Below are 18,225 nucleotides of genomic sequence, written 5' to 3'. Positions count from 1 at the left end.
CGTGCGGGCACCGACCGCGCCTCTCAGCGGTGTGCGTCCCGGGGGGCCGACCGCCGCGAAGGCGGCCCCCAGCGGGCAGATGACGCCGGTGACGAGTACGGCGGTGTGCACACCCGTTCATGAACGCCCGGCCGCTGCCTTCCACGGCCGCGGCCCTGAGCCCGGTGGGCACCCCGGGCGAGACGGGGGCGATCCCCGTGGCCACTGCGCCCCAGTGACCGGGGAGCCGACCGGGGCGGGCGTCCCCGCGGATGTCGCGGCAGGACCGGTGCGGTCCGCCGCCCCGGCTGCTGATCAGTGGAACCGGTACCGACGCGCCCGGCGATATGTCGCGATAGGTAGGTCAAAGGATGTTCCGGAACTGCCGGACCCCGGCACCCGGCCGCACGCCACCGGCCTCCGTGCCCCTGCCACGGGCAGCCCTGCTGAGGAGGGGGCGGGAGGCTAAGGTTTCAGAAGGGGCGCACCCGACCGCTCAGGGACGCCATGCACCGACACCACAGGGAACAGGACAACGCCCAGGAACTCCTCCTCACCCTCGGGCGTCTCGTCGATCAGGCCCTGGAGAACATCAGGCGCCAGCGCACCCGGGCCGAGCTGGGCCTGGCCCTCCAGCGGCACATGCTCCCCCCGGAGCTGCCAGACTTCCCGGGCCTCCGGATCGCGGCCCGGTACGCCCCCTCTCAGGACGGCCTGGCCGTAGGCGGTGACTTCTACGACGCGTTCGCGATGCTGAACGGGGCGGCGGGAATCGCCATCGGTGATGTGCAGGGCCACGGGGTGGAGGCCGCCGCCTTCATGGGTGAGGCGCGCGCCAGCCTCAGGGCGCTCGCCAGCGTCACGGTCGACCCCGGCAAGGTGCTGGCCAGCGCCAACGATCTGCTGATCTCGCTGGGCGGCGGCCTGTTCACAACCTGCTGCCTGCTGAGCATCGTCCCGGAGAACGGCGAGCTGGCCGTGGCACGGGCCGGACATGTGCCGATCGTGTGGGGCACCGACGACGGCGACTCCGGCGTCTCCCTCGACGCCGGTGGCGTACCCCTGGGCATCCTGCGCGACCAGCGGTACCCCGTGACCCGTCGGCGGCTGCAGCGGCCCGGGTACCTGGTCCTGCTGACCGACGGGGTCGTGGAGGGGCCGTCGTATGCGCTCGACGAGGGGCTCGCCGCGGTGTCGGAGGTGGTCGGCGCGGCGGACGGAGCCGATCCCGGCGAGCTGGCCGCACGGGTGATCGAGGTGGCGGACCTGACCGGACACGACGACGACGCCGCCGTGCTCGTCGTCCGCTACGACGGTCCGCCGGGCAGGTCCTGATGCGTTCCGTGCGGTGCGACCGGTGGGGCGGGCGCCGGGACGTACCCCGTTCGCCGTCTTCATCGGTGTGGTGTCGGCGCGCCCGCCCGGACGACAGGCGGCCGCGTGGTGTCTGATGCTGTGGTGGTGGACAGCGCACGGCTCCGGCAGCAGACGACCAGGCTCCTGACGGTCCTCGCGGTGGCCGTCTGCTATTACGCGACGGCCCGTCTGGGGCTGCTCCAGCAACTGGTACGCGGTCAGGTCACCCCGCTGTGGCCGCCGACCGGGATCGCGGTGGCGGCGCTGCTCGTGTTCGGGCTGCGGATCTGGCCCGGAATCGCTCTCGGTGCCCTCGCGGTGAACATCGTCATCGGGCCCGCCCTGCTGCCCGTGCTGGTCATCGCCGCCGGAAACACGGTCGCCCCGATCTGTTCCTTTCTGCTGCTGCGGCGCGCGGGGTTCCACAATGAGCTCGACCGACTGCGGGACGCGCTGGCACTGGTCTTCCTGGGGGCACTGGCGGGCATGCTGACCAGCGCGACCGTGGGCACCGGCGCCCTGGTCCTCGCGGACGCGGTCCCGGCCGAGGATTTCTGGAAGACCTGGTCGGTCTGGTGGACGGGCGACGCCATGGGCGTCATGGTCGTGACTCCATTCCTGCTCGTCGTCCGCCGGTTCCGTTGGCCGTCCGGCATCGGCCCTGCCAGGTGGGCGGAGGCCATCGCGCTGGGGGTGTGCACTTTGGCCGTCACGCTGCTGGCGACCGAAGCCGATGCCTCGCTGCTCTTCCTCGTGTCCCCGTTCCTCATCTGGGCCGCCTTCCGCTTCGAGCGCGCCGGCGCGGCATGCTGCGCACTAGGCGTGTCGACGCTCGCCATCCTCGCCGCCGGACGGATGACGGGCCCCTTCGCCCACCACGGCCTGCTCACCAACATGATCACTCTCCAGGCCTTCAACGGCTCCACCGCGCTCACCGCCCTGCTGCTGGCCGCGGTCGTCACCGAGCGCAACAGCACCTATCGCGAGATCAAGCGGCTCTGCGAGCAACTCTCCGAGAGGGTGACCCACCAGGAGCCATGAGTCACTCCATCGGCCCTGTGACGGGTGCGCGGACGGGCGATCCGAAGCAGGCTGATGGGCGACGGCACCGCGACGAGGGCAACCGGACGCCGGTACTCCAGCGGACGGGCGCCGTAAGAGGTGGAGCCATGCCCCATGTGTCTGCGAATGTCCAGGTGTCCCGCCCCGCCGACGAGATCTTCTCGTTCCTCCGGGATCCGCGGAACCTGGCCGAGTGGTCCTCGAGCATAGACCGGGTGATCGAGGGCCCGATCGCCACCGAACTGGGTGACGAGTACACCTGCAAGTTCCCGGGCAGACGGCGGGCGCACCGCCTGCGGTGCACCGCGAGCACACCCGTCGAGTACCTGGCTTTCCGCGGTGCGGGCATGTGGACCCCGCTGGGCCGCCACTCGCCGGAGCTGGAGTTCCGGCTGAGCCCGAACCGGGAGGGGACGACGGTCACCGTTTCGGTCAAACCCCACCTGGACGGCGGCATGATCATTCTCGCGCCGTTCGTGACGATGGCCTGGCGCCGGGACCTGCCCGTGGAACTCCGGTGCCTGGCCGATCTGCTGGGCGGCGGGGGCGGCGCGGATGCGGTCGCGGTCGACCTGGGTGTCCTGCGGGACGGCCGGGACATTGGGGACGCACGGGATGTGGGCAACCAACAGGAGATCAAGGATGCACGGGATATGGGCAACGACCAGGAGATCAAGGATGCACGGGATGTGGGCAACAAGCAGGACATGAGGAATGCGCGGGATACGGGCAACGACCAGGACATGGGGATGTGCGGGACGTGAGAGAGGCAGGGGACCGTCGGGACGCGGCACCCTCCGTGGGCCGGCCCGGGTGACCGGGACGACCGAGGTGCCGGACAGTGGTGGGTTCCGCCGTGCGGAGCCGCCCCCTGCCCGCCCGTTCCCGAAACAGGGACCCGTCCCGCGGGCCCCGTCGTGCCCTCAGCCCCCGGACGGGTCCGATCGCCATGGGCCGGGCACCGCGGGCTACAGCAGGAAGTCGCGCGCGATCGCCTCGGAGGCCCGTTCCAGCAGCGGTCCCGCCTGGGCCATCGAGACCGCGGGGTCCGGTTCCAGGTCCGCGAGGGAGTACGCGCGGCGGATGCCCGCCGCGGTCAGAGCCTCCGGCGGCAGGGCCAGCCGGCCGCAGACCGCCACGACCTCGATCCCCGCGGCGCGGGCCGCCGCCGCCACTCCCGCCGGGGCCTTGCCGTGGAGGGTCTGCTCGTCGAGCGAGCCCTCCCCGGTGATCACCAGGGTGGCCCCCGCCAGCGCCGGGGCGAAGCCGAGGACATCGAGCATGACCTCGATGCCGGGGCGGAAGCGGGCGCCGAGGGCGACCAGCGCCCCGTAGCCGATGCCACCCGCCGCTCCCGCTCCGGGCAGCGCGGCGTGCTCCGGGCCGAGGACGGACGCGTAGTGGGCGAGCGCCGCGTCGAGGGTTGCGATGTCGTCCTCGGTCGCGCCCTTCTGCCTGCCGTAGACCTCGGGGGCACCCTTCGGGCCGGTCAGCGGGTTGTCCACGTCACTGGCGAGGATCAGGTCCACCTCGGCCAGCCGCGGATCGAGTCCGGACAGATCCGCCTCCGCCAGCTCGGCGAGGCCGCCGCCACCGGGGCCGACGGGCTTGCCGGCCGCGTCCAGGAAGCGGGCGCCGAGCGCGGCCAGCATGCCCGCGCCGCCATCCGTGGTCGCGCTGCCGCCGACGCCGAACACGACCGTCCGGGCACCCGCGTCCAACGCGGCGGCGAGCAATTCGCCGGAGCCGTACGTGGTGGCCGTGAGCGGGGCGAACACCCCTGCGGGCAGATGCTGGAGGCCCGATGCCTCGGCCATCTCCACCACCGCCGTGGTACCGCGCAGCGCGAACGCCGCGGTCACCGGGTCCCCGAGCGGACCGGTCACCCGGGCCTCGCGGCGCTCGAATCCGGCCGCCACCGCCGCCGCCACCGTGCCGTCCCCGCCGTCCGCCACGGGCAGGGTCTCGACCCGCAGGTCGGGGACGACACGCCGCAGTCCGGCCGTCACCCGCTCCGCGACCTGTACGGCCGTGAGCGAGCCCTTGAACTTGTCCGCCGCGACGAGCACGCGCGCGGTCTCCATCACTGCTCCGTCCGCCACCCTGCATCCCCTGCTTTCGAACAGGCAGTCGCGCCGCCCCGACCCTATCCGCAGCGGACACCCACTGCCCAGAGCCGTCGTCGCTCCGCTCGCGCCCCTGCCACTACGCTGCCCGCGTGACCACCACTGACTACACCTCCTACATCGCCGGGCTCCCCCGGGTACTGGCCGCCGCGGCCACCGTGTTCCGGGACGACCGGGGGCGGGTGCTGCTCGTCGAGCCGAACTACCGGGAGGGCTGGGCACTGCCCGGCGGAACGGTCGAGTCCGACGACGGTGAGGGCCCGCGGCAGGCCGCGAGACGTGAGACGGCCGAGGAGATCGGCCTCGATCTGCGGCCCGGACGGCTGATCGCCGTCGACTGGGCGCGCGGCCCGCGGCGACCGCCGATCGCCGCGTATCTGTACGACGGCGGAGTGCTGGACGAGGCGCAGTTGAAGGAGATCCGGCTCCAGGAGGAGGAGCTGCTGTCCTGGAAGCTGGTCGAGCCCGAGGAGATCGACCGATATCTGCTGGGAGCTCTCGCGCTGCGTGTGAAGGCGGCGCTGGACGTGCTCGAATCCGGCGGTGGCGCGGTGGAGTTGGAGGACGGCCGGCCGGTGAGCTGCTGACACGCGGGGCCGGCCCCGCCCCCTGCCCTTCCGATCGCCGCATACAGCCCGTATTCCCGTTCTGTCCCGTTGTGCTGACTGGCCGTCAACTGGTAGTCCGGTCGACGGCTGCCGGACTCGTGAGTTCATGTGCCATTGGTCCGCAGTGCACGCTCGACCGGCATCATCCGGACTCCACGACAGCGGAGGGATCATGCGTACGCACACGGGACACCTCAGCGGGCTGCTGGCCACGATCGTCGCAGCGTTCGCCTGTACGACAGTTGTCGCCACGGCATCGACGGCGCTCGCGGAACCGGTATCGGCCCCGGCCGCACACAGCGAGCTGCCGCTGTCGGTCGACGGCGGCGCCTGGAAGTCCGGCCACGTCCAGGGCATGGCCATCGACCGCCGCAAGGGCTTCATGTACTTCTCGATGACCAACCTGCTGGTCAAGACCGACCTCAAGGGCAAGCCGGTCGGCTCGGTCACCGGATTCACCGGCCATCTCGGCGACCTGGACTTCAACGAGAAGGACGGCCGGGTCTACGGCTCGCTGGAGTACAAGGAGGCGAAGTCCTTCTACATCGCGATCCTCGACGTCGACCGCATCACCCGGATGGACATGGACGCCCAGTCCACAGGCGTCGTCTCGACCGTCTACCTGAAGGAGGTCGTGAAGGACTTCACCGCCGACATGAACGGCGACGGCGTCTTCGACGGCGACACGGGCAAGACGCCCGACCACCGCTACGGTTGCAGCGGAATCGACGGGGTCGCGTTCGGTCCGGCCTTCGGTGACCGGCGCGGCAAGCGCGCCCAGAGGAAGCTGACGGTCGCGTACGGCGTGTACGCCAACACCGGCCGCACGGACAACGACCACCAGGTGCTGCTCCAGTACGACGTCACCCGGTGGAAGAAGTACGAGCGTCCGCTGACCGAGTCGGCCCCGCACACCAGCGGGCCCGCCCATGTCGACGGCAAGTTCTTCGTGTACACCGGGAACACCAACTACGGCGTGCAGAACCTGGAGTACGACGGGCACAGCGGCAACTGGCTGATGGCCGCCTACAAGGGCTCCAAGCCCGGCTTCCCCAACTACTCGGTCTTCGCGCTGGACGGTGCGCGCAAGCCGGTGCGCGGCTTGGTACGCGGGCAGCAGCGCCCGGAGCGCGGGCTGCTTCTCCCGCTGCTGCGCGAAGGCGCGCACGACACCACGACCGGTACGTACGGATGGCCGGCGCCGGGACAGTACGGGCAGTACGGGCTGGTCTCGCTCGACGACGGGCGGTTCTACGTCGCGAAGAGCGGCACCGTCCAGGACGGCGGCGTCACCAAGCAGACCGCGAGCGCCGTGCTGAACACCTGGACGGGCCTGACCCCGTCGCCGTTCACTCCCGCCGGTCCCGCGGCCTGACGTCCACCACGGGGCTGGGTGTATTGCCCTGTGAGGTCGAAATGGCCTCGCCGGAGGTGTCCGGCGCTGCGTACCCTCGCGGCATGACTCTCGTCGCGATTCTCAGCGGCGCCGGCATCTCCACGGACTCCGGCATCCCCGACTACCGCGGGCCCAGCGGTCTCTGGCGCAAGGATCCGGAGGCCGAGAAGCTCGTCACGTACGACTTCTACATGGCCGATCCGGAGATCCGCCGCCGCTCCTGGCAGATGCGCCGCACCAGCGCGACCTGGGCCGCCGAGCCGAACGCGGCCCACCGCGCGGTGGCCGAGCTGGAGCGGTCCGGTGCCCCGGTGCGGGTGATCACGCAGAACGTCGACGGTCTGCACCAGCTCGCCGGCCTCCCCGCCCGCAAGGTCCTGGAACTGCACGGGACCGCGCGCGAAGTGGTCTGCACCCGCTGTCATGCCCGGTCCCCGATGGCCGAGGCGCTGGCCCGGGTGGAGGCGGGAGAGGCCGACCCCTCGTGCACGGTCTGCGGCGGCATCCTGAAATCGGCCACGGTCATGTTCGGTGAGCGGCTCGATCCGGTGGTGCTGGGCCAGGCGGTGTCGATCGCGAAGGCCTGTGAGGTGTTCATCGCGGTCGGTACGACCTTGCAGGTGCAGCCCGCCGCCTCCCTGGCCGGGCTCGCGGTGGACAACGGGGCCCGGCTCATCGTGGTGAACGCGGAGCCGACGCCGTACGACGAGCTCGCCGAGGCAACCATCCGCGAGCCCATCGGCACGGCGCTGCCCGCACTGCTGAAGCGGCTGGCCACCGGGACGGGGCCGGGCGAGGGCTCCAGTGGTGTCACCGAGGGCTGAGAGACCGGAACGGCCGAGACGCTCGCCTCCACCGCTCGCGCACCGACCGGACCGTCGCTCTCGCCCTCGTCCTCGACCGGATCGCCGGCTCCATCGCCAAGGCGCCCGGAGGCGGCAAGGTGGCCGGTCGCGTCGCAGCTCCGCATTGGCCGGGGCCTGCGCCCGCCTTGATGCCGAGGCTTTTCACGCCGTCTGTCTGCGAGGCCTCTCAGCGTTCGAGTTCCTGCTGTACGCGGCGCGAGGGGCGGAAGGTGTACAGGTCGAGGATCTCCGGCGGATCCACCAGCCCCGGACCGCCCGCCCCGACCCAGGCGACGATGTCCGTCACGGCGTCCGGGTCGTTGACCAGACCGAGCCAGACCGGGCGGCCGCCCGCACGGCGCCCCTCGGCCGAGGGCTGCACCACGATGACATTGGCCTGTTCGCAGGCGTCCAGGCACTCCACGGCGCGGACCGTGGCCGACTCGCCGAGCAAGCGCCGCAGCTCCGCGAGCTGGCCGGCGTGGTCCACGTCCGGGATCTTGGGCGTGCCGCAGCAGCAGCCGCGGCAGACGCTGACGGTGGGCCGCGGCGCCCCCTGGGCGGGTGCGGCCCGCCGGGTGCGGCGGCTCATGCGGGGACGCTTCCGGTGCGGGCACGGATGATCACCAGGGGACTGTACCCATCCCGGCCATCGGATCGAACATCCGCTCGCCCCCGTGAGCGGGTGGGGTACAGTTGATGGCTGCGAAGGGGAGTAGCCCCGCAAACCGGTCGTCGACACACTGGAACCCCTGGGTTCCCGGTGGCCGGGCCCGTGGATCGACGCGGGCGGGCGAGACCTTCGGTCAGGTATGACACGCCCGCACCCCTGTGGGCGCTGACGTCATGCCGGGCCGAGTGGTCCTCCGAATGCCCGCGTGGCGCTTCGCGAAGGCCCGGGGCCCGGCTCTTACAGAAAGCCACCCGGAATGCACCTCGACCCCCTGGCGATTCTCACCGCCTTCGGGCTGATCTTCCTTGCGGAACTCCCCGACAAGACGATGTTCGCGTCGCTCGCCATGGGCACCCGCATGCGACCGCTGTACGTCTGGTTCGGCACGTCGTCCGCGTTCATCGTGCACGTCGCCATCGCGGTGGGGGCCGGCAGCCTGATCGGGCTGCTGCCCGACTGGATCGTCAAGCTCGTCTCCGCCTCCCTCTTCGCGTTCGGGGCCTTCATGCTGCTGCGCTCCGACGGCGGCGATGACGACGACGAGGACGGTGCCGCGAAGACGGTGACCGGTTTCTGGCCGGTCTACTCGACCGCGTTCATGGCCGTCTTCATCAGCGAGTGGGGCGACCTCACCCAGATCACCACGGCCAACCTGGCGGCGAGCAACGGCACCTGGTCCACCGCGATCGGGTCCGCGGCCGCCCTGATGTCCGTCTCGGCGCTGGCACTGCTCGCCGGGCGCTTCATCGCCAAGCGCGTGCCGCTGAAGACGGTCCAGCGGATCGGCGGGCTCTGCATGCTGGGGCTGGCCATCTGGACCCTGGTGGAGATCTTCACCGGCTGACGGCGCGCCCGTTGGGCACTTCGGAACGTGAGATCGGGCCCGGACCTCGAATGGTCCGGGCCCGATCTCACGTCTGGTCCGGGCCCGGTTTCACGTCTGGTCCGGGCCCGGTTTCACGTCTGGTCCGGGCCCGGTCTCACGTCTGGTCCGGGCCCGATCTCACGTCCTCGCGGGCGCGCGGCCGGCGGCGTCAGAAGAGCGCCGGGGTGTCGTTCTCCGTGCCCTTCTCGAAGGCCAGCAGCCGCTGCTTGCGGTCGAGTCCGCCGCCGTAGCCGGTGAGACCGCCCGAGGCGCCGATGACCCGGTGGCAGGGGACGATGATGCCCACCGGGTTCTTGCCGTTGGCGAGCCCCACGGCACGTGAGGCGCCCGGTTTGCCGAGGTTCTCGGCCAGTTCGCCGTACGAGCGGGTCTCGCCGTACGGAATCATCTGGAGCTGCGCCCAGACGCTGCGCTGGAACGGGGTGCCGTCCAGGCGCAGGGGCAGATCGAAGGTGCGCAGTTCCCCGGCGAAGTAGGCGTCGAGCTGACGGGCGGCCTCGGTGAAGGGCCGCGGGTCGCTCTCGCCGAAGGTCTCCTCGGGCGGACGGTGCCGCTGGCCGGTCATGTAGAGCCCCGCGAGGACCCCGTCGGTGGCGACGAGGGTGAGCGGACCGTACGGGCTGTCGACGACCGTGTGCTGCCTGGTCGTCGTACGCGGATGTGTCGCTTTCATGGCTGGACTTCCCGGGCTTCCTCAGGTGGGCAGGTGGTTGATGGGATGGTCGTCGACGGTCCACAGGTACTGGACCGCGTACGCCCGCCAGGGGCGCCAGGCGGCCGCGCGGGCAGTGAGCGCCACCGGTGTCGAGGGGAGGCCGAGTTCCTCGGCCGCGCGCCGGATGCCGAGGTCGGTGGGGAGGAAGGCGTCCGGGTCGCCGAGCGCCCGCATCGCGATGACCTCGACGGTCCAGGGGCCGAAGCCGGGCAGGGCGGTCAGCTCGGCCCGCGCCTGCTCCCAGTCGGTGTCGGTGCCCAGCCGCAGCGAGCCGTCGGCGAGCGCGCCGACGAGGGTGGTGAGGGTGGCGCGACGACTGCGCGGCAGGGCGAGCCGTTCGGGGTCCAGTCCGGCGAGCTCCTCGGGGTCCGGGAAGAGGTGGGTGAGGCCGCCCTCCGGATCGTCGACGGAAAGGCCGTGCGCGGTGACCAGACGGGCTGCGTGGGTGCGGGCGGCGGCGGTCGAGACCTGCTGGCCGAGCACCGCCCGTACGGCGAACTCGGCGCCGTCGACGGTACGCGGCACCCGTCGGCCCGGCTCCTTGCGGACCAGGGACGCGAGGAGCGGGTCGGCTGACAGCTGCTCGTCGACGGCCACCGGGTCGGCGTCCAGGTCGAGCAGCCAGCGGCAGCGGCTGATGGCGAGGGTGAGGTCGCGTGGATCGGTGAGGGAGAGACGACAGGCGATGTGGTCGGGGTGCGGGGTGAGCGCGACGATGCCGTGTCCGTGCCGCAGGGAGAGCGTGCGGCGGTAGGCGCCGTCGCGCCACTCCTCGACGCCGGGGACGGCGGTCGCGGCAAGGTGGCCGAAGAGGTTGCTGGGGTTGAGCGGGGCCCGGTACGGCAGCCGCAGCGCTATCACCCCCGGGGTGACCGGCGGTTTCGCGGACCGGGCGGCGCGGCTGCGCAGCTCACCGGGGGCGAGCGCGAAGACCGTGCGGACGGTGTCGTTGAAGGTGCGGATCGAGGAGAACCCGGCGGCGAACGCAACTTCCGCCATGGGGAGTCCGGTCGTCTCGATGAGCAGACGCGCCGTCTGGGCGCGCTGCGCGCGGGCCAGGGCGAGCGGGCCGGCGCCGAGTTCGGCGAGCAGTTGGCGCTCGATCTGCCGGGCGGAGTAGCCGAGCCGTGCGGCGAGTCCGGGGATGCCCTCGCGGTCGACGACACCGTCCCGGATGAGCCGCATCGCGCGGGCGACGGAGTCAGCCCGGGCGTTCCACTCCGGCGAGCCGGGGCTGGTGTCAGGCCGGCACCGTTTGCAGGCCCGGAATCCGGCCTGCTGACAGGCCGCTGCGCTGGGGTAGAAGGTCATGTTCTCGACCTTGGGCGGTACGGCCGGGCAGCTGGGACGGCAGTAGATCCGGGTGGTCAGGACCGCCGTGAAGAACCAGCCGTCGAAGCGGGCGTCCTTGGACTGGACGGCCCGTACGCAGCGCTCGGTGTCGGTGTACATGGCCCAAGCATCCGCCACCCTGGACGCGAGGGCTGGCGAGAATCCGACATCGACGTCGCACTGCCAGGACTTCTTCGGTGTCCGTTGCCACCAGACCTTCGCTCCCCTGGCGCGGATGCGGCGACGGCCGCCTCGATCCCGATGCTGTCGACGGTCCTGATCGCCCTGGCGCCGAGCGTCAGCCGGACATGCCGGAAACGCGACCCGCCCGTCAGCCGAGCTGTGCGGCGAACGCCTCGTAGGCCCGGTCGTCGAAGAGGACGAACCTGACTTCCTCGACGGCGGTGCGGGCCGCCCGCACCGTCTCCACGGCGATGCGCGCGGCGTCGTCCAGCGGCCAGCCGTACGTGCCGGCCGAAATGGCGGGGAAGGCGACGGTCTTCGCACCGAGTTCGTCGGCGACGCGCAGGGACTCGCGGTAGCAGGACGCCAGCAGGGACGGATCGCTGCCGGAACTCCCGTACACCGGGCCGACGGTGTGGACCACCCACCGCGCGTCCAGCTGCCCGGCCGTCGTGGCGACCGCCTGGCCGGTGCGCAGGCCCTTTCCGTACTGCGAGGCGCGCAGCTTCCGGCATTCGGCGAGGATTTCCGGGCCGCCGCGCCGGTGGATCGCGCCGTCGACCCCGCCCCCGCCGAGCAGGGAGGAGTTCGCCGCGTTGACGATGACATCGGCGGACTGCCGGGTGATGTCGCCCCGGACCAGGGTGACGGTGACGCCCTCGGGTGTACGCATGTCGGACATCATGCCCTGTGCGGTCTCAGGCCGCCCGCAGACGCCGCCAGACCGCCTTCGCCGCGTGGTGGCCCGACATGCCGTGCACCCCGGGGCCGGGCGGAGTGGCCGAGGAGCACAGGAACACCGCAGGGTGCGCCGTCGCGTACGGCACGCGGGCGAGCTTGGGCCGGAGCACCGTCTGCAGGCCGGAGAAAGCGCCGCACGCGATGTCGCCGCCGACGTAGTTGGCGTTGCGTGTCGCGAGCTCGGGCGGTCCCGCCACCGCGCGGGCGAGCACCAGGTCGCGGAACCCGGGGGCGAAGCGCTCCAGTTGCCGTTCGATGACATCGGTGGCGTCGCCCTCCCATCCCGACGGGACATGTCCGTACACCCAGAAGACATGGCGGCCCTCGGGCGCGCGGGACGGGTCGACCAGGCTGGGCTGTGCGGTGATGAGGAACGGCACGCTCGGGTCGCGGCCGGTCACCGCGGCCGTCAGCGCGGCGTCGATCTCGCCGGCCGTGGGGCCGATGTGGACCGTGCCGGCCCGGCGGGCGTCCTGGGCGGTCCAGGGGACGGGGCCCGACAGGGCGTAGTCGATCTTGAAGCAGGACGCGCCGTACCGGTAGCCGCGGTAGGCCTGGCCCAGGCCGGCGATGCGGGCGAGGGCGGTGGGCGAGGTGTCGAAGACGTAGGCGCGGGCGGGCGGGAGCTCGTCGAGCCGCTTGACCTCCGTGCCGGTGCGGATCGTGCCGCCCTGTTCGCGTATGTACGAGGCGAGGGCGTCGGAGACGGCCTGGGATCCGCCGAGTGGCACGGGCCACCCCTTCTCGTGCGCCGCCAGGGCGAACAGCAGGGCGATCCCGCCGGTGGCCAGACCGCCGGTGGGTGCTATGGCGTGGGCGGCGAGCCCGGCGAACAGGCCGCGCGCCTTCGCGCCGCCGAAGCGGCGGGAGAGCAGCGAGGCGGGCTGGATCGCGTCGAGACCGAAGCGCACCCAGCGGTAGGGGTCGCGGGGCAGCCCGTCCCACGGGGTGCGCAGGAAGTCCTGGGCGAGGGTGTCCCAGTGGCCGAGGTAAGGGGCGACGAGCCTGCGGTACGCCCCCGCGTCCCGGGCGCCCAGCGACATGGCGCTCTCCCCCACCGAGCCGGTGAGCACGGCGGCCGTGCCGTCCGGGAACGGGTGGGCGAGCGCCAGCTCGGGCTGGAGCCACTCCAGGCCGTGCCGGGCGAGCGGCATCGCGTTGAACGCGGGCGAGCCGATGCCCAGCGGATGGACGGCGGAACAGGGGTCGTGGCGGAATCCGGGAAGGGTGAGCTCCTCGGTGCGAGCGCCGCCTCCGACGGTCTCCTCCGCTTCGAAGACCTCCACGGCGAAGCCGCGGCGGGCCAGTTCGGCCGCGGCGGTCAGTCCGTTGGGGCCCGCCCCCACGACGACTGCATCGAGCATCGACGGCACCTTCGGACTCCTTCGTCAGCCGACGGCCAGGACACCCAGGATATTCCGAGGCACCGACAGCACGGTCGCGGGTAGGGTCACCCGGCGATGAACACACCGAACTCCCGGACCACGCCCGCGACGGCCCACGAAGCCGCCGTCCCCGCCCGCATCGCCGACATGGCGTCCCGGCTCACCGCCCTGCCCGGCATCCGGGCCGTCGCCCTGGGCGGCAGCCGGGCCCGTGGCACCCACCGTCCGGACTCGGACTGGGATCTGGGCGTGTACTACCGCGGCGCCGTCGACGTGGCCGCGCTCACCGCGTTGGCGTCCGAAGTGCAGGGTTCCCCCGCCGAGGTCGCCGGTCCCGGCGGGTGGGGTCCCTGGGTCGACGGCGGGGCCTGGCTGCGGGTGGACGGTGTCCCGGTGGACTGGATCCTGCGCGATCTGGACCGGGTGGAGACGGTCTGGGCGGAGTGCCGTGAGGGGCGCTTCGAAGTGGGTGTACAGCCCGGTCATCCGCTCGGCTTCTGGTCCCCCGCCTACCCCGGCGAGGTGGCGCTGGCGCGCGTACTCTCCGATCCCCACGGGGAGCTGACGGCGCTTCGGAACGAGACCCTGAGCTACCCGGAGCCGCTGCGCACCGCGCTGGTCGAGGCCGCGTGGGAGGCGGAGTTCTCGGTGGCGGCCGCCCGCAAGTCGGCTCCCGGTGGTGACACGCTCCATGTCTCCCTGTGCCTGTCACGGGCGTTCGGCATCCTCGCCCAGTCCCTCCACGCCCACCACCGCACCTGGTGTCTGAACGAGAAGGGCGCGTCGGCAGCGGCGGCGGCTCTGCCGGACACCCCGGCGCACTTCACCGAACGGATCGGCGAGGCGCTGCGGGGGCTGGACGAGGAGGCCGTGGAGCTGGCCGCCGAGGTCGTGCGGGACGTACGGGCGGCCTGCGGCGGGTGAGGTGAGCCGGCGGTCGACGTGAGCCGGCGGGAGGCGCGGCGAGCGCCCGGCGCTCCTCAGTCCCGCGTGATGGCCGTGACACAGCGGGCAAGCAGACCCCGCAGGGTGTCCCGCTCCTCCGGGGCGAATTCCTCGGCGAGCCGGCGCTCGATCCGTACCGCCTGCTCGTCGGCGAGCCGGAGCGTTTCGCGGCCCGCTTCGGTGAGCCGGGTCTCCAGCATCTTCCGATGCCAGGGGTGCGCCGTGCGCACGACCAGTCCGCGCTCTTCGAGGTGTTTCAGCACCGCCGCCATCGCCTGCGGTGTGACCAGGCAGGTCCGCGCCAGCGCGGCACCCGGTATGCCCGGGTTGTCGGCGAGGGCGAACAGCGCCGTGTACTGGGCGACGGTGACCCCCGCCGCTTCCTTCAGCGCGGCGCTCTTGGCTGCCATGAGGGTCTGTTCCGCGCGCTTGATGTCCGCGCCCAGGCGTTCGCCGGCGGTCATTCCCGATCCCATGGCGGCGAGCGTACAGGCAAGGCGCGGCCACCGATCAGGCATGGATGTTCTATCAAACCCTTGATATAACTCGGCCCATGGAGATTCGACGGGATGCCGCCTTCGAGAAGACCGTTCTGATCACCGGTGCCACCCAGGGAATGGGCCGCGGTCTCGCACTCGACCTGGCCCGCCGGGGTGCGACGCTGCTGCTGCACGGCCGGGACCGGGGGCGCCTGGACGAAGCCGCCGCCGAGGCGCGTGCGGCCGGGCCCGGCACCGCCGTGCGCACCTACCTCGCGGATCTGGCCGACCTGGATCAGGTCCGGGCCATGGCCGCGCGGGTCCGCGAGCGGGAGCCCCGGCTCGACGTCCTGGTCAACAATGCCGTGGTGGGTGGCGGCGCCGCCCCGCTCCGGCGCGAGGTGAGCTGTCAGGGCCACGAACTCCGGTTCGCGGTCAACTGTCTGGCGCCCTGTCTGCTGACCCGCGAGCTGCTGCCGCTGCTGACCGCGTCCGCGCCCGCGCGGGTGGTCAATGTGGCCTCGATGGGCCAGGCGCCCGTCGATTTCGACGACGTCATGATGGAGCGTGACTACGAGGGACTGGAGGCATACTGCCGCAGCAAGCTCGCGCTGATCATGTCGACCTTCGATCTGGCCGACCGGACGGCGGGCAGCGGGGTCACGGTCAACGCCCTGCACCCGGCGCATCTGATGGACACCCGAGGCGTGCGGGAGTACGGGCTCACGCCGGCCGTCCCGGTCGAGGAGGGCGTCCGCCCGACCGTCCGGCTGATCACCGATCCGGCCCTGTCCGGTGTCACCGGCAGGTATTTCGACCGCTTCACGGACACGCCCGCCCATGAGCAGGCGTACGACCCGCAGGCCCGCGCCCGACTGCGGGCGCTGACCCGCGAGCTGCTCGCCTGATCAGGGTCCGGTCAGGCCCCGTCACGGAGCGCGTTCAGGATGCGCTCGACGGTCGCCTCGTCGCGGGCCGCCGTGAACGGCAGGGTGTTGCCGCCGGCGATGCGGAACGGTGCGCCGGAGAGGGTGGCCTGGGCGCCGCCCGCCTCGGTGACCAGCAACAGGCCCGCCGCATGATCCCAGGCGTACTCCCAGCTGAAGGCGACCGCGTCCTGGTCGCCGCGGGCGACACGGAGGTATTCGAGGCCCGCCGAACCGCAGGGGCGGGCCTCGAACCCCTCGGTGCGCAGGCCGAGCAGGGCGCGCTTCTGGGCGTCGGTGGTGTAGTCGGGGTGCGACATCGCCACGCTCAGCACGGCCCCGGGTGCGGGCGAGCCGGAGCGTATCGGCTTGCCGTTGACGGTGGCGCCGCGCCCGCGCACCGCGACGGCCATCTCGTCCAGGGCGGCGGCGTACGTCCATGAGGCGAGGAGTTCGCCGCGGTGGGCGAGGGCGACCAGGGTGCAGAAGCCCGGTTCGCCGCGGACGAACTGCCGGGTGCCGTCGACCGGGTCGACGATCCAGACGGGCGCGTCGCCGCCCAGGGCGTCGTACACTTCCGGGTCGGCGTGGACCGCCTCCTCACCGACCACCACCGAGCCGGGCAGGAGCGCGGTCAGGGACGCGGTGAGGTGTTCTTCGGCGAGGCGGTCGGCGGTGGTGACGAGGTCGTGCGGGCCGCTCTTCTCGACGATCTCGTGCGCGGCGAGCTGCCGGAAGCGCGGCAGGATCTCGGCGGCGGCCGCTGCCCGTACCGCCGTCTCGACCTCGGTCGGGTCTCCGGTGAGGAATTCATCGAACATGCCTCCAGCCAACCACGTCGCACCGGGAACCCGACAACCCGGTCAGGTCGGGGAAGTGGCCGCTCAGTGTCCTACGGCGTACCCCTGCATGCCTCGCGGATCGGCGGCCGCGGACAGCACCCCGGATTCGGGATCGCGGGCCACGGCGCGCAGCCGGCCCTCGGACCACGGGTCGCCGACTTGCACGGATGCGGAGGCGCAGATGACGCCACCGACCGGCCCCGAGAGAATCCACTCGGTTCAAAACCTTCCTCCGCCGCCCCGACCACCGGGCAGACCATCGATCAACGGCGCCGCTCCCAGCCCGCCTCGGGCGAAGACCGCCGGGGCGAAGGAGCCCGCACGCGCAAGGACCTCGGGGACGATCAGAACCACTCGTCGTGCTTGGGCGGTTCACAGAGTTCGAATACCACTTCACCCGCGTCCAAATCGCCGCCCGCGACCGGGCGCACCCGGGCGCCGACCGACACCCGGTGCGGGGCCGCGCCCACGACCCGGCAGCGGAACACGAAGCCCTCCGGGAGCCGGACGAGCGACTCGTTGCGCGCGGCCTCCGTGTAGCGGTGGACGACGCCGGACCTCACCACGACACCCAGACCGTCGCTGTGTTCGGGTCTCAGGTCGCTCGACGCACACACCGGGCACAGCAGCCTCCGGAAGGAGGCCGTGCCGCACCAGCGGCACCGGTGGTAGTTCAGGCCGGCTTCCTCGTGCACCGTCTGCACGGTGCCATTCGATGACTGGGACACGTTCGACCCCCTGCGCTCGGCTCGGATGCGCCACGCCTGCGCGTCGGCGCGTCCGCACCATAGGGCACTGAGTGCCGAATCGTAAAGACACTCAGTGCCAGACCGTGCCGCACCGAGGGGTCAGTCCTGCCCGATGACCGACTCGATCTGCTGCACCACCCGCCACATCGGAGCCCCCTTCGCGGCGACCATCACCACCACGTCGCCGTCGGCCGGGGGCCTGGCCGCGTTCCCGGCCGCCCCGCTCCCCCACACCCGGCGCACCATCCCGAGCGCGTGGTCGACGGCGGCCTCCGCGTCCCCCTCGCCACCCGAACGCAGCCATGTCCGCAGCCCGTTGTTGTGCGCCGCGACCACAGAGGCGGCGATCACCTCGGCGCGCAGCGCCCCGTCGTCCGATTCGCCGTACCTGCCGCGCAGATAGCCTGCCATCGTCTGCTCGTACCGTCGCACCACGGACAGTTCGTAGGTGCGCAGTCCGGGCACCTCGCGGGTCAGCCGGTACCGCTGGACGGAGAACTCCGGATTGGCGGAGTACATGCGCAGCACCAGCCGGGCCGCGTCGCTCACCGCCTCCACCGGCTCCAGGTCGCCGGTCTGCGCCAGGAACGCGGTCATGTCGGCGAGGCACCGCTCGTGGTCCGGGAAGACCGCGTCCTCCTTGGAGGGGAAGTACCGGAAGAACGACCGGCGCCCGACCCCGGCCCGCGCCACGATGTCGTCCACCGTGGTCTGCTCGAAGCCCCGCTCCAGGAAGAGCTGGAAGGCCGCCTCGGCGAGCACCTCCCGCATGGGGGCCTTCTTCGCTGGTCTGCGCGCGTCAGTCATGCCGGGAACGTAGCACCGGACGGCCCATTCTGGCACCAGGTTCCTTTACAGAGGGTACTGAGTGCCATATCGTCATCCCTACGAACCACACCCAGGTAGGAGAGCCGGCGTGAGCTTGAGGATCGTTGTCTGTGTGAAGTACGTGCCCGACGCCACCGGTGACCGGCATTTCGCCGATGACCTGACGGTG

At 72.0% G+C, this 18,225-nt stretch carries 19 protein-coding genes and 2 pseudogenes; 10 read left to right on the top strand and 11 right to left on the bottom strand.

Annotated elements, in window-relative coordinates; translation table 11 throughout:
• The first annotated feature begins 486 nt into the window (after positions 1–486).
• The 3 genes from ACWCQ6_RS31300 to ACWCQ6_RS31290 all read left to right on the top strand — a co-directional run bounded on the left by ACWCQ6_RS31300 (position 487) and on the right by ACWCQ6_RS31290 (position 3,161).
• Complete coding sequence (locus tag ACWCQ6_RS31300; protein ID WP_451094951.1) at positions 487–1,314, top strand: PP2C family protein-serine/threonine phosphatase; 828 nt, start codon at positions 487–489, stop codon at positions 1,312–1,314.
• Positions 1,315–1,419: 105 nt separating this feature from the next.
• On the top strand, positions 1,420–2,376 hold the full coding sequence (locus ACWCQ6_RS31295) for an MASE1 domain-containing protein (RefSeq protein ID WP_451094949.1): 957 nt from the start codon (positions 1,420–1,422) through the stop codon (positions 2,374–2,376).
• Positions 2,377–2,504: 128 nt separating this feature from the next.
• Positions 2,505–3,161 carry an SRPBCC family protein gene (locus ACWCQ6_RS31290; RefSeq protein ID WP_451094947.1) on the top strand — a complete coding sequence of 219 codons (657 nt, stop codon included), beginning with the start codon at positions 2,505–2,507 and terminating at the stop codon, positions 3,159–3,161.
• A gap of 204 nt (positions 3,162–3,365) precedes the next feature.
• On the opposite strand, the gene ACWCQ6_RS31285 is transcribed toward ACWCQ6_RS31290, so the two are convergent.
• Positions 3,366–4,481 carry a glycerate kinase gene (locus ACWCQ6_RS31285; RefSeq protein WP_451094945.1) on the bottom strand — a complete coding sequence of 372 codons (1,116 nt, stop codon included), beginning with the start codon at positions 4,479–4,481 and terminating at the stop codon, positions 3,366–3,368.
• 134 nt (positions 4,482–4,615) lie between these two features.
• Between ACWCQ6_RS31285 and ACWCQ6_RS31280 the strand changes: the two genes are divergently transcribed.
• From ACWCQ6_RS31280 to ACWCQ6_RS31270, 3 genes are all read left to right on the top strand, one after another.
• Positions 4,616–5,110: an NUDIX domain-containing protein gene (locus tag ACWCQ6_RS31280; RefSeq protein WP_451094943.1), complete on the top strand. Its 495-nt coding sequence runs from the start codon at positions 4,616–4,618 to the stop codon at positions 5,108–5,110.
• Between the two features lie 193 nt (positions 5,111–5,303).
• Positions 5,304–6,506, top strand: coding sequence for a hypothetical protein (locus tag ACWCQ6_RS31275; protein WP_451094941.1), 1,203 nt, complete (start codon positions 5,304–5,306; stop codon positions 6,504–6,506).
• 83 nt (positions 6,507–6,589) lie between these two features.
• Complete coding sequence (locus ACWCQ6_RS31270; RefSeq protein WP_451094939.1) at positions 6,590–7,351, top strand: SIR2 family NAD-dependent protein deacylase; 762 nt, start codon at positions 6,590–6,592, stop codon at positions 7,349–7,351.
• Between the two features lie 208 nt (positions 7,352–7,559).
• Here ACWCQ6_RS31270 and ACWCQ6_RS31265 read toward each other — a convergent pair whose 3' ends face one another.
• Complete coding sequence (locus ACWCQ6_RS31265; protein WP_451094937.1) at positions 7,560–7,964, bottom strand: (2Fe-2S) ferredoxin domain-containing protein; 405 nt, start codon at positions 7,962–7,964, stop codon at positions 7,560–7,562.
• 337 nt (positions 7,965–8,301) lie between these two features.
• Between ACWCQ6_RS31265 and ACWCQ6_RS31260 the strand changes: the two genes are divergently transcribed.
• Positions 8,302–8,889 carry a TMEM165/GDT1 family protein gene (locus ACWCQ6_RS31260; RefSeq protein WP_451094935.1) on the top strand — a complete coding sequence of 196 codons (588 nt, stop codon included), beginning with the start codon at positions 8,302–8,304 and terminating at the stop codon, positions 8,887–8,889.
• A 190-nt stretch (positions 8,890–9,079) separates the two neighbouring features.
• On the opposite strand, the gene ACWCQ6_RS31255 is transcribed toward ACWCQ6_RS31260, so the two are convergent.
• The 5 genes and pseudogenes from ACWCQ6_RS31255 to ACWCQ6_RS31235 all read right to left on the bottom strand — a co-directional run bounded on the left by ACWCQ6_RS31255 (position 9,080) and on the right by ACWCQ6_RS31235 (position 13,275).
• Positions 9,080–9,604, bottom strand: coding sequence for a methylated-DNA--[protein]-cysteine S-methyltransferase (locus tag ACWCQ6_RS31255; protein ID WP_451094933.1), 525 nt, complete (start codon positions 9,602–9,604; stop codon positions 9,080–9,082).
• 21 nt (positions 9,605–9,625) lie between these two features.
• A complete protein-coding gene (locus tag ACWCQ6_RS31250) occupies positions 9,626–11,098 on the bottom strand; it encodes a DNA-3-methyladenine glycosylase 2 family protein (RefSeq protein ID WP_451094957.1) in 1,473 nt (490 codons plus the stop codon).
• Positions 11,099–11,191: 93 nt separating this feature from the next.
• Positions 11,192–11,301, bottom strand: a pseudogene (locus tag ACWCQ6_RS31245) (50S ribosomal protein L28); the annotation flags it as partial.
• 8 nt (positions 11,302–11,309) lie between these two features.
• On the bottom strand, positions 11,310–11,834 hold the full coding sequence (locus ACWCQ6_RS31240) for an O-acetyl-ADP-ribose deacetylase (RefSeq protein WP_451094931.1): 525 nt from the start codon (positions 11,832–11,834) through the stop codon (positions 11,310–11,312).
• 25 nt (positions 11,835–11,859) lie between these two features.
• Positions 11,860–13,275, bottom strand: coding sequence for a phytoene desaturase family protein (locus ACWCQ6_RS31235; protein ID WP_451094929.1), 1,416 nt, complete (start codon positions 13,273–13,275; stop codon positions 11,860–11,862).
• Between the two features lie 159 nt (positions 13,276–13,434).
• Between ACWCQ6_RS31235 and ACWCQ6_RS31230 the strand changes: the two genes are divergently transcribed.
• Positions 13,435–14,211, top strand: a complete 777-nt coding sequence (locus ACWCQ6_RS31230; protein ID WP_451094955.1) for a nucleotidyltransferase domain-containing protein — start codon at positions 13,435–13,437, stop codon at positions 14,209–14,211.
• A gap of 56 nt (positions 14,212–14,267) precedes the next feature.
• On the opposite strand, the gene ACWCQ6_RS31225 is transcribed toward ACWCQ6_RS31230, so the two are convergent.
• Positions 14,268–14,708, bottom strand: coding sequence for a MarR family winged helix-turn-helix transcriptional regulator (locus ACWCQ6_RS31225; protein WP_451094927.1), 441 nt, complete (start codon positions 14,706–14,708; stop codon positions 14,268–14,270).
• A gap of 77 nt (positions 14,709–14,785) precedes the next feature.
• Between ACWCQ6_RS31225 and ACWCQ6_RS31220 the strand changes: the two genes are divergently transcribed.
• Positions 14,786–15,619 (top strand): SDR family NAD(P)-dependent oxidoreductase, encoded by an 834-nt coding sequence (locus tag ACWCQ6_RS31220; protein ID WP_451094925.1) that lies wholly within the window; start codon positions 14,786–14,788, stop codon positions 15,617–15,619.
• Between the two features lie 11 nt (positions 15,620–15,630).
• Here the strand turns inward: ACWCQ6_RS31220 and ACWCQ6_RS31215 are convergent, their stop codons facing one another.
• The 3 genes from ACWCQ6_RS31215 to ACWCQ6_RS31205 all read right to left on the bottom strand — a co-directional run bounded on the left by ACWCQ6_RS31215 (position 15,631) and on the right by ACWCQ6_RS31205 (position 17,999).
• Positions 15,631–16,458 carry an inositol monophosphatase family protein gene (locus ACWCQ6_RS31215; protein WP_451094923.1) on the bottom strand — a complete coding sequence of 276 codons (828 nt, stop codon included), beginning with the start codon at positions 16,456–16,458 and terminating at the stop codon, positions 15,631–15,633.
• 365 nt (positions 16,459–16,823) lie between these two features.
• Positions 16,824–17,183, bottom strand: a complete 360-nt coding sequence (locus ACWCQ6_RS31210; RefSeq protein WP_451094921.1) for a Zn-ribbon domain-containing OB-fold protein — start codon at positions 17,181–17,183, stop codon at positions 16,824–16,826.
• A gap of 144 nt (positions 17,184–17,327) precedes the next feature.
• A complete protein-coding gene (locus tag ACWCQ6_RS31205) occupies positions 17,328–17,999 on the bottom strand; it encodes a TetR family transcriptional regulator (RefSeq protein ID WP_451094953.1) in 672 nt (223 codons plus the stop codon).
• Between the two features lie 145 nt (positions 18,000–18,144).
• On the opposite strand from ACWCQ6_RS31205, the pseudogene ACWCQ6_RS31200 reads away from it, so the two are divergent.
• Positions 18,145–18,225: pseudogene (locus ACWCQ6_RS31200) on the top strand (electron transfer flavoprotein subunit beta); the annotation flags it as partial.

Source organism: Streptomyces sp. NPDC001880 (assembly GCF_053594575.1).
The sequence above is the reverse complement of the archived record's forward strand: the minus strand, read 5'-3'. Positions and strand labels throughout refer to the sequence as shown.

What these genes read in the sequence shown, in the direction of transcription:
- ACWCQ6_RS31230 (WP_451094955.1), top strand. Translation starts at nt 13,435, where the DNA reads ATGGCGTCCCGGCTCACCGCCCTGCCCGGCATCCGGGCCGTCGCCCTG.
- ACWCQ6_RS31290 (WP_451094947.1), top strand. Translation starts at nt 2,505, where the DNA reads ATGCCCCATGTGTCTGCGAATGTCCAGGTGTCCCGCCCCGCCGACGAG.
- ACWCQ6_RS31215 (WP_451094923.1), bottom strand. Translation starts at nt 16,458, where the DNA reads ATGTTCGATGAATTCCTCACCGGAGACCCGACCGAGGTCGAGACGGCG.
- ACWCQ6_RS31220 (WP_451094925.1), top strand. Translation starts at nt 14,786, where the DNA reads ATGGAGATTCGACGGGATGCCGCCTTCGAGAAGACCGTTCTGATCACC.
- ACWCQ6_RS31300 (WP_451094951.1), top strand. Translation starts at nt 487, where the DNA reads ATGCACCGACACCACAGGGAACAGGACAACGCCCAGGAACTCCTCCTC.
- ACWCQ6_RS31250 (WP_451094957.1), bottom strand. Translation starts at nt 11,098, where the DNA reads ATGTACACCGACACCGAGCGCTGCGTACGGGCCGTCCAGTCCAAGGAC.
- ACWCQ6_RS31275 (WP_451094941.1), top strand. Translation starts at nt 5,304, where the DNA reads ATGCGTACGCACACGGGACACCTCAGCGGGCTGCTGGCCACGATCGTC.
- ACWCQ6_RS31225 (WP_451094927.1), bottom strand. Translation starts at nt 14,708, where the DNA reads ATGGGATCGGGAATGACCGCCGGCGAACGCCTGGGCGCGGACATCAAG.
- ACWCQ6_RS31255 (WP_451094933.1), bottom strand. Translation starts at nt 9,604, where the DNA reads ATGAAAGCGACACATCCGCGTACGACGACCAGGCAGCACACGGTCGTC.
- ACWCQ6_RS31270 (WP_451094939.1), top strand. Translation starts at nt 6,590, where the DNA reads ATGACTCTCGTCGCGATTCTCAGCGGCGCCGGCATCTCCACGGACTCC.
- ACWCQ6_RS31240 (WP_451094931.1), bottom strand. Translation starts at nt 11,834, where the DNA reads ATGCGTACACCCGAGGGCGTCACCGTCACCCTGGTCCGGGGCGACATC.
- ACWCQ6_RS31265 (WP_451094937.1), bottom strand. Translation starts at nt 7,964, where the DNA reads ATGAGCCGCCGCACCCGGCGGGCCGCACCCGCCCAGGGGGCGCCGCGG.
- ACWCQ6_RS31285 (WP_451094945.1), bottom strand. Translation starts at nt 4,481, where the DNA reads ATGGAGACCGCGCGCGTGCTCGTCGCGGCGGACAAGTTCAAGGGCTCG.
- ACWCQ6_RS31205 (WP_451094953.1), bottom strand. Translation starts at nt 17,999, where the DNA reads ATGCGGGAGGTGCTCGCCGAGGCGGCCTTCCAGCTCTTCCTGGAGCGG.
- ACWCQ6_RS31260 (WP_451094935.1), top strand. Translation starts at nt 8,302, where the DNA reads ATGCACCTCGACCCCCTGGCGATTCTCACCGCCTTCGGGCTGATCTTC.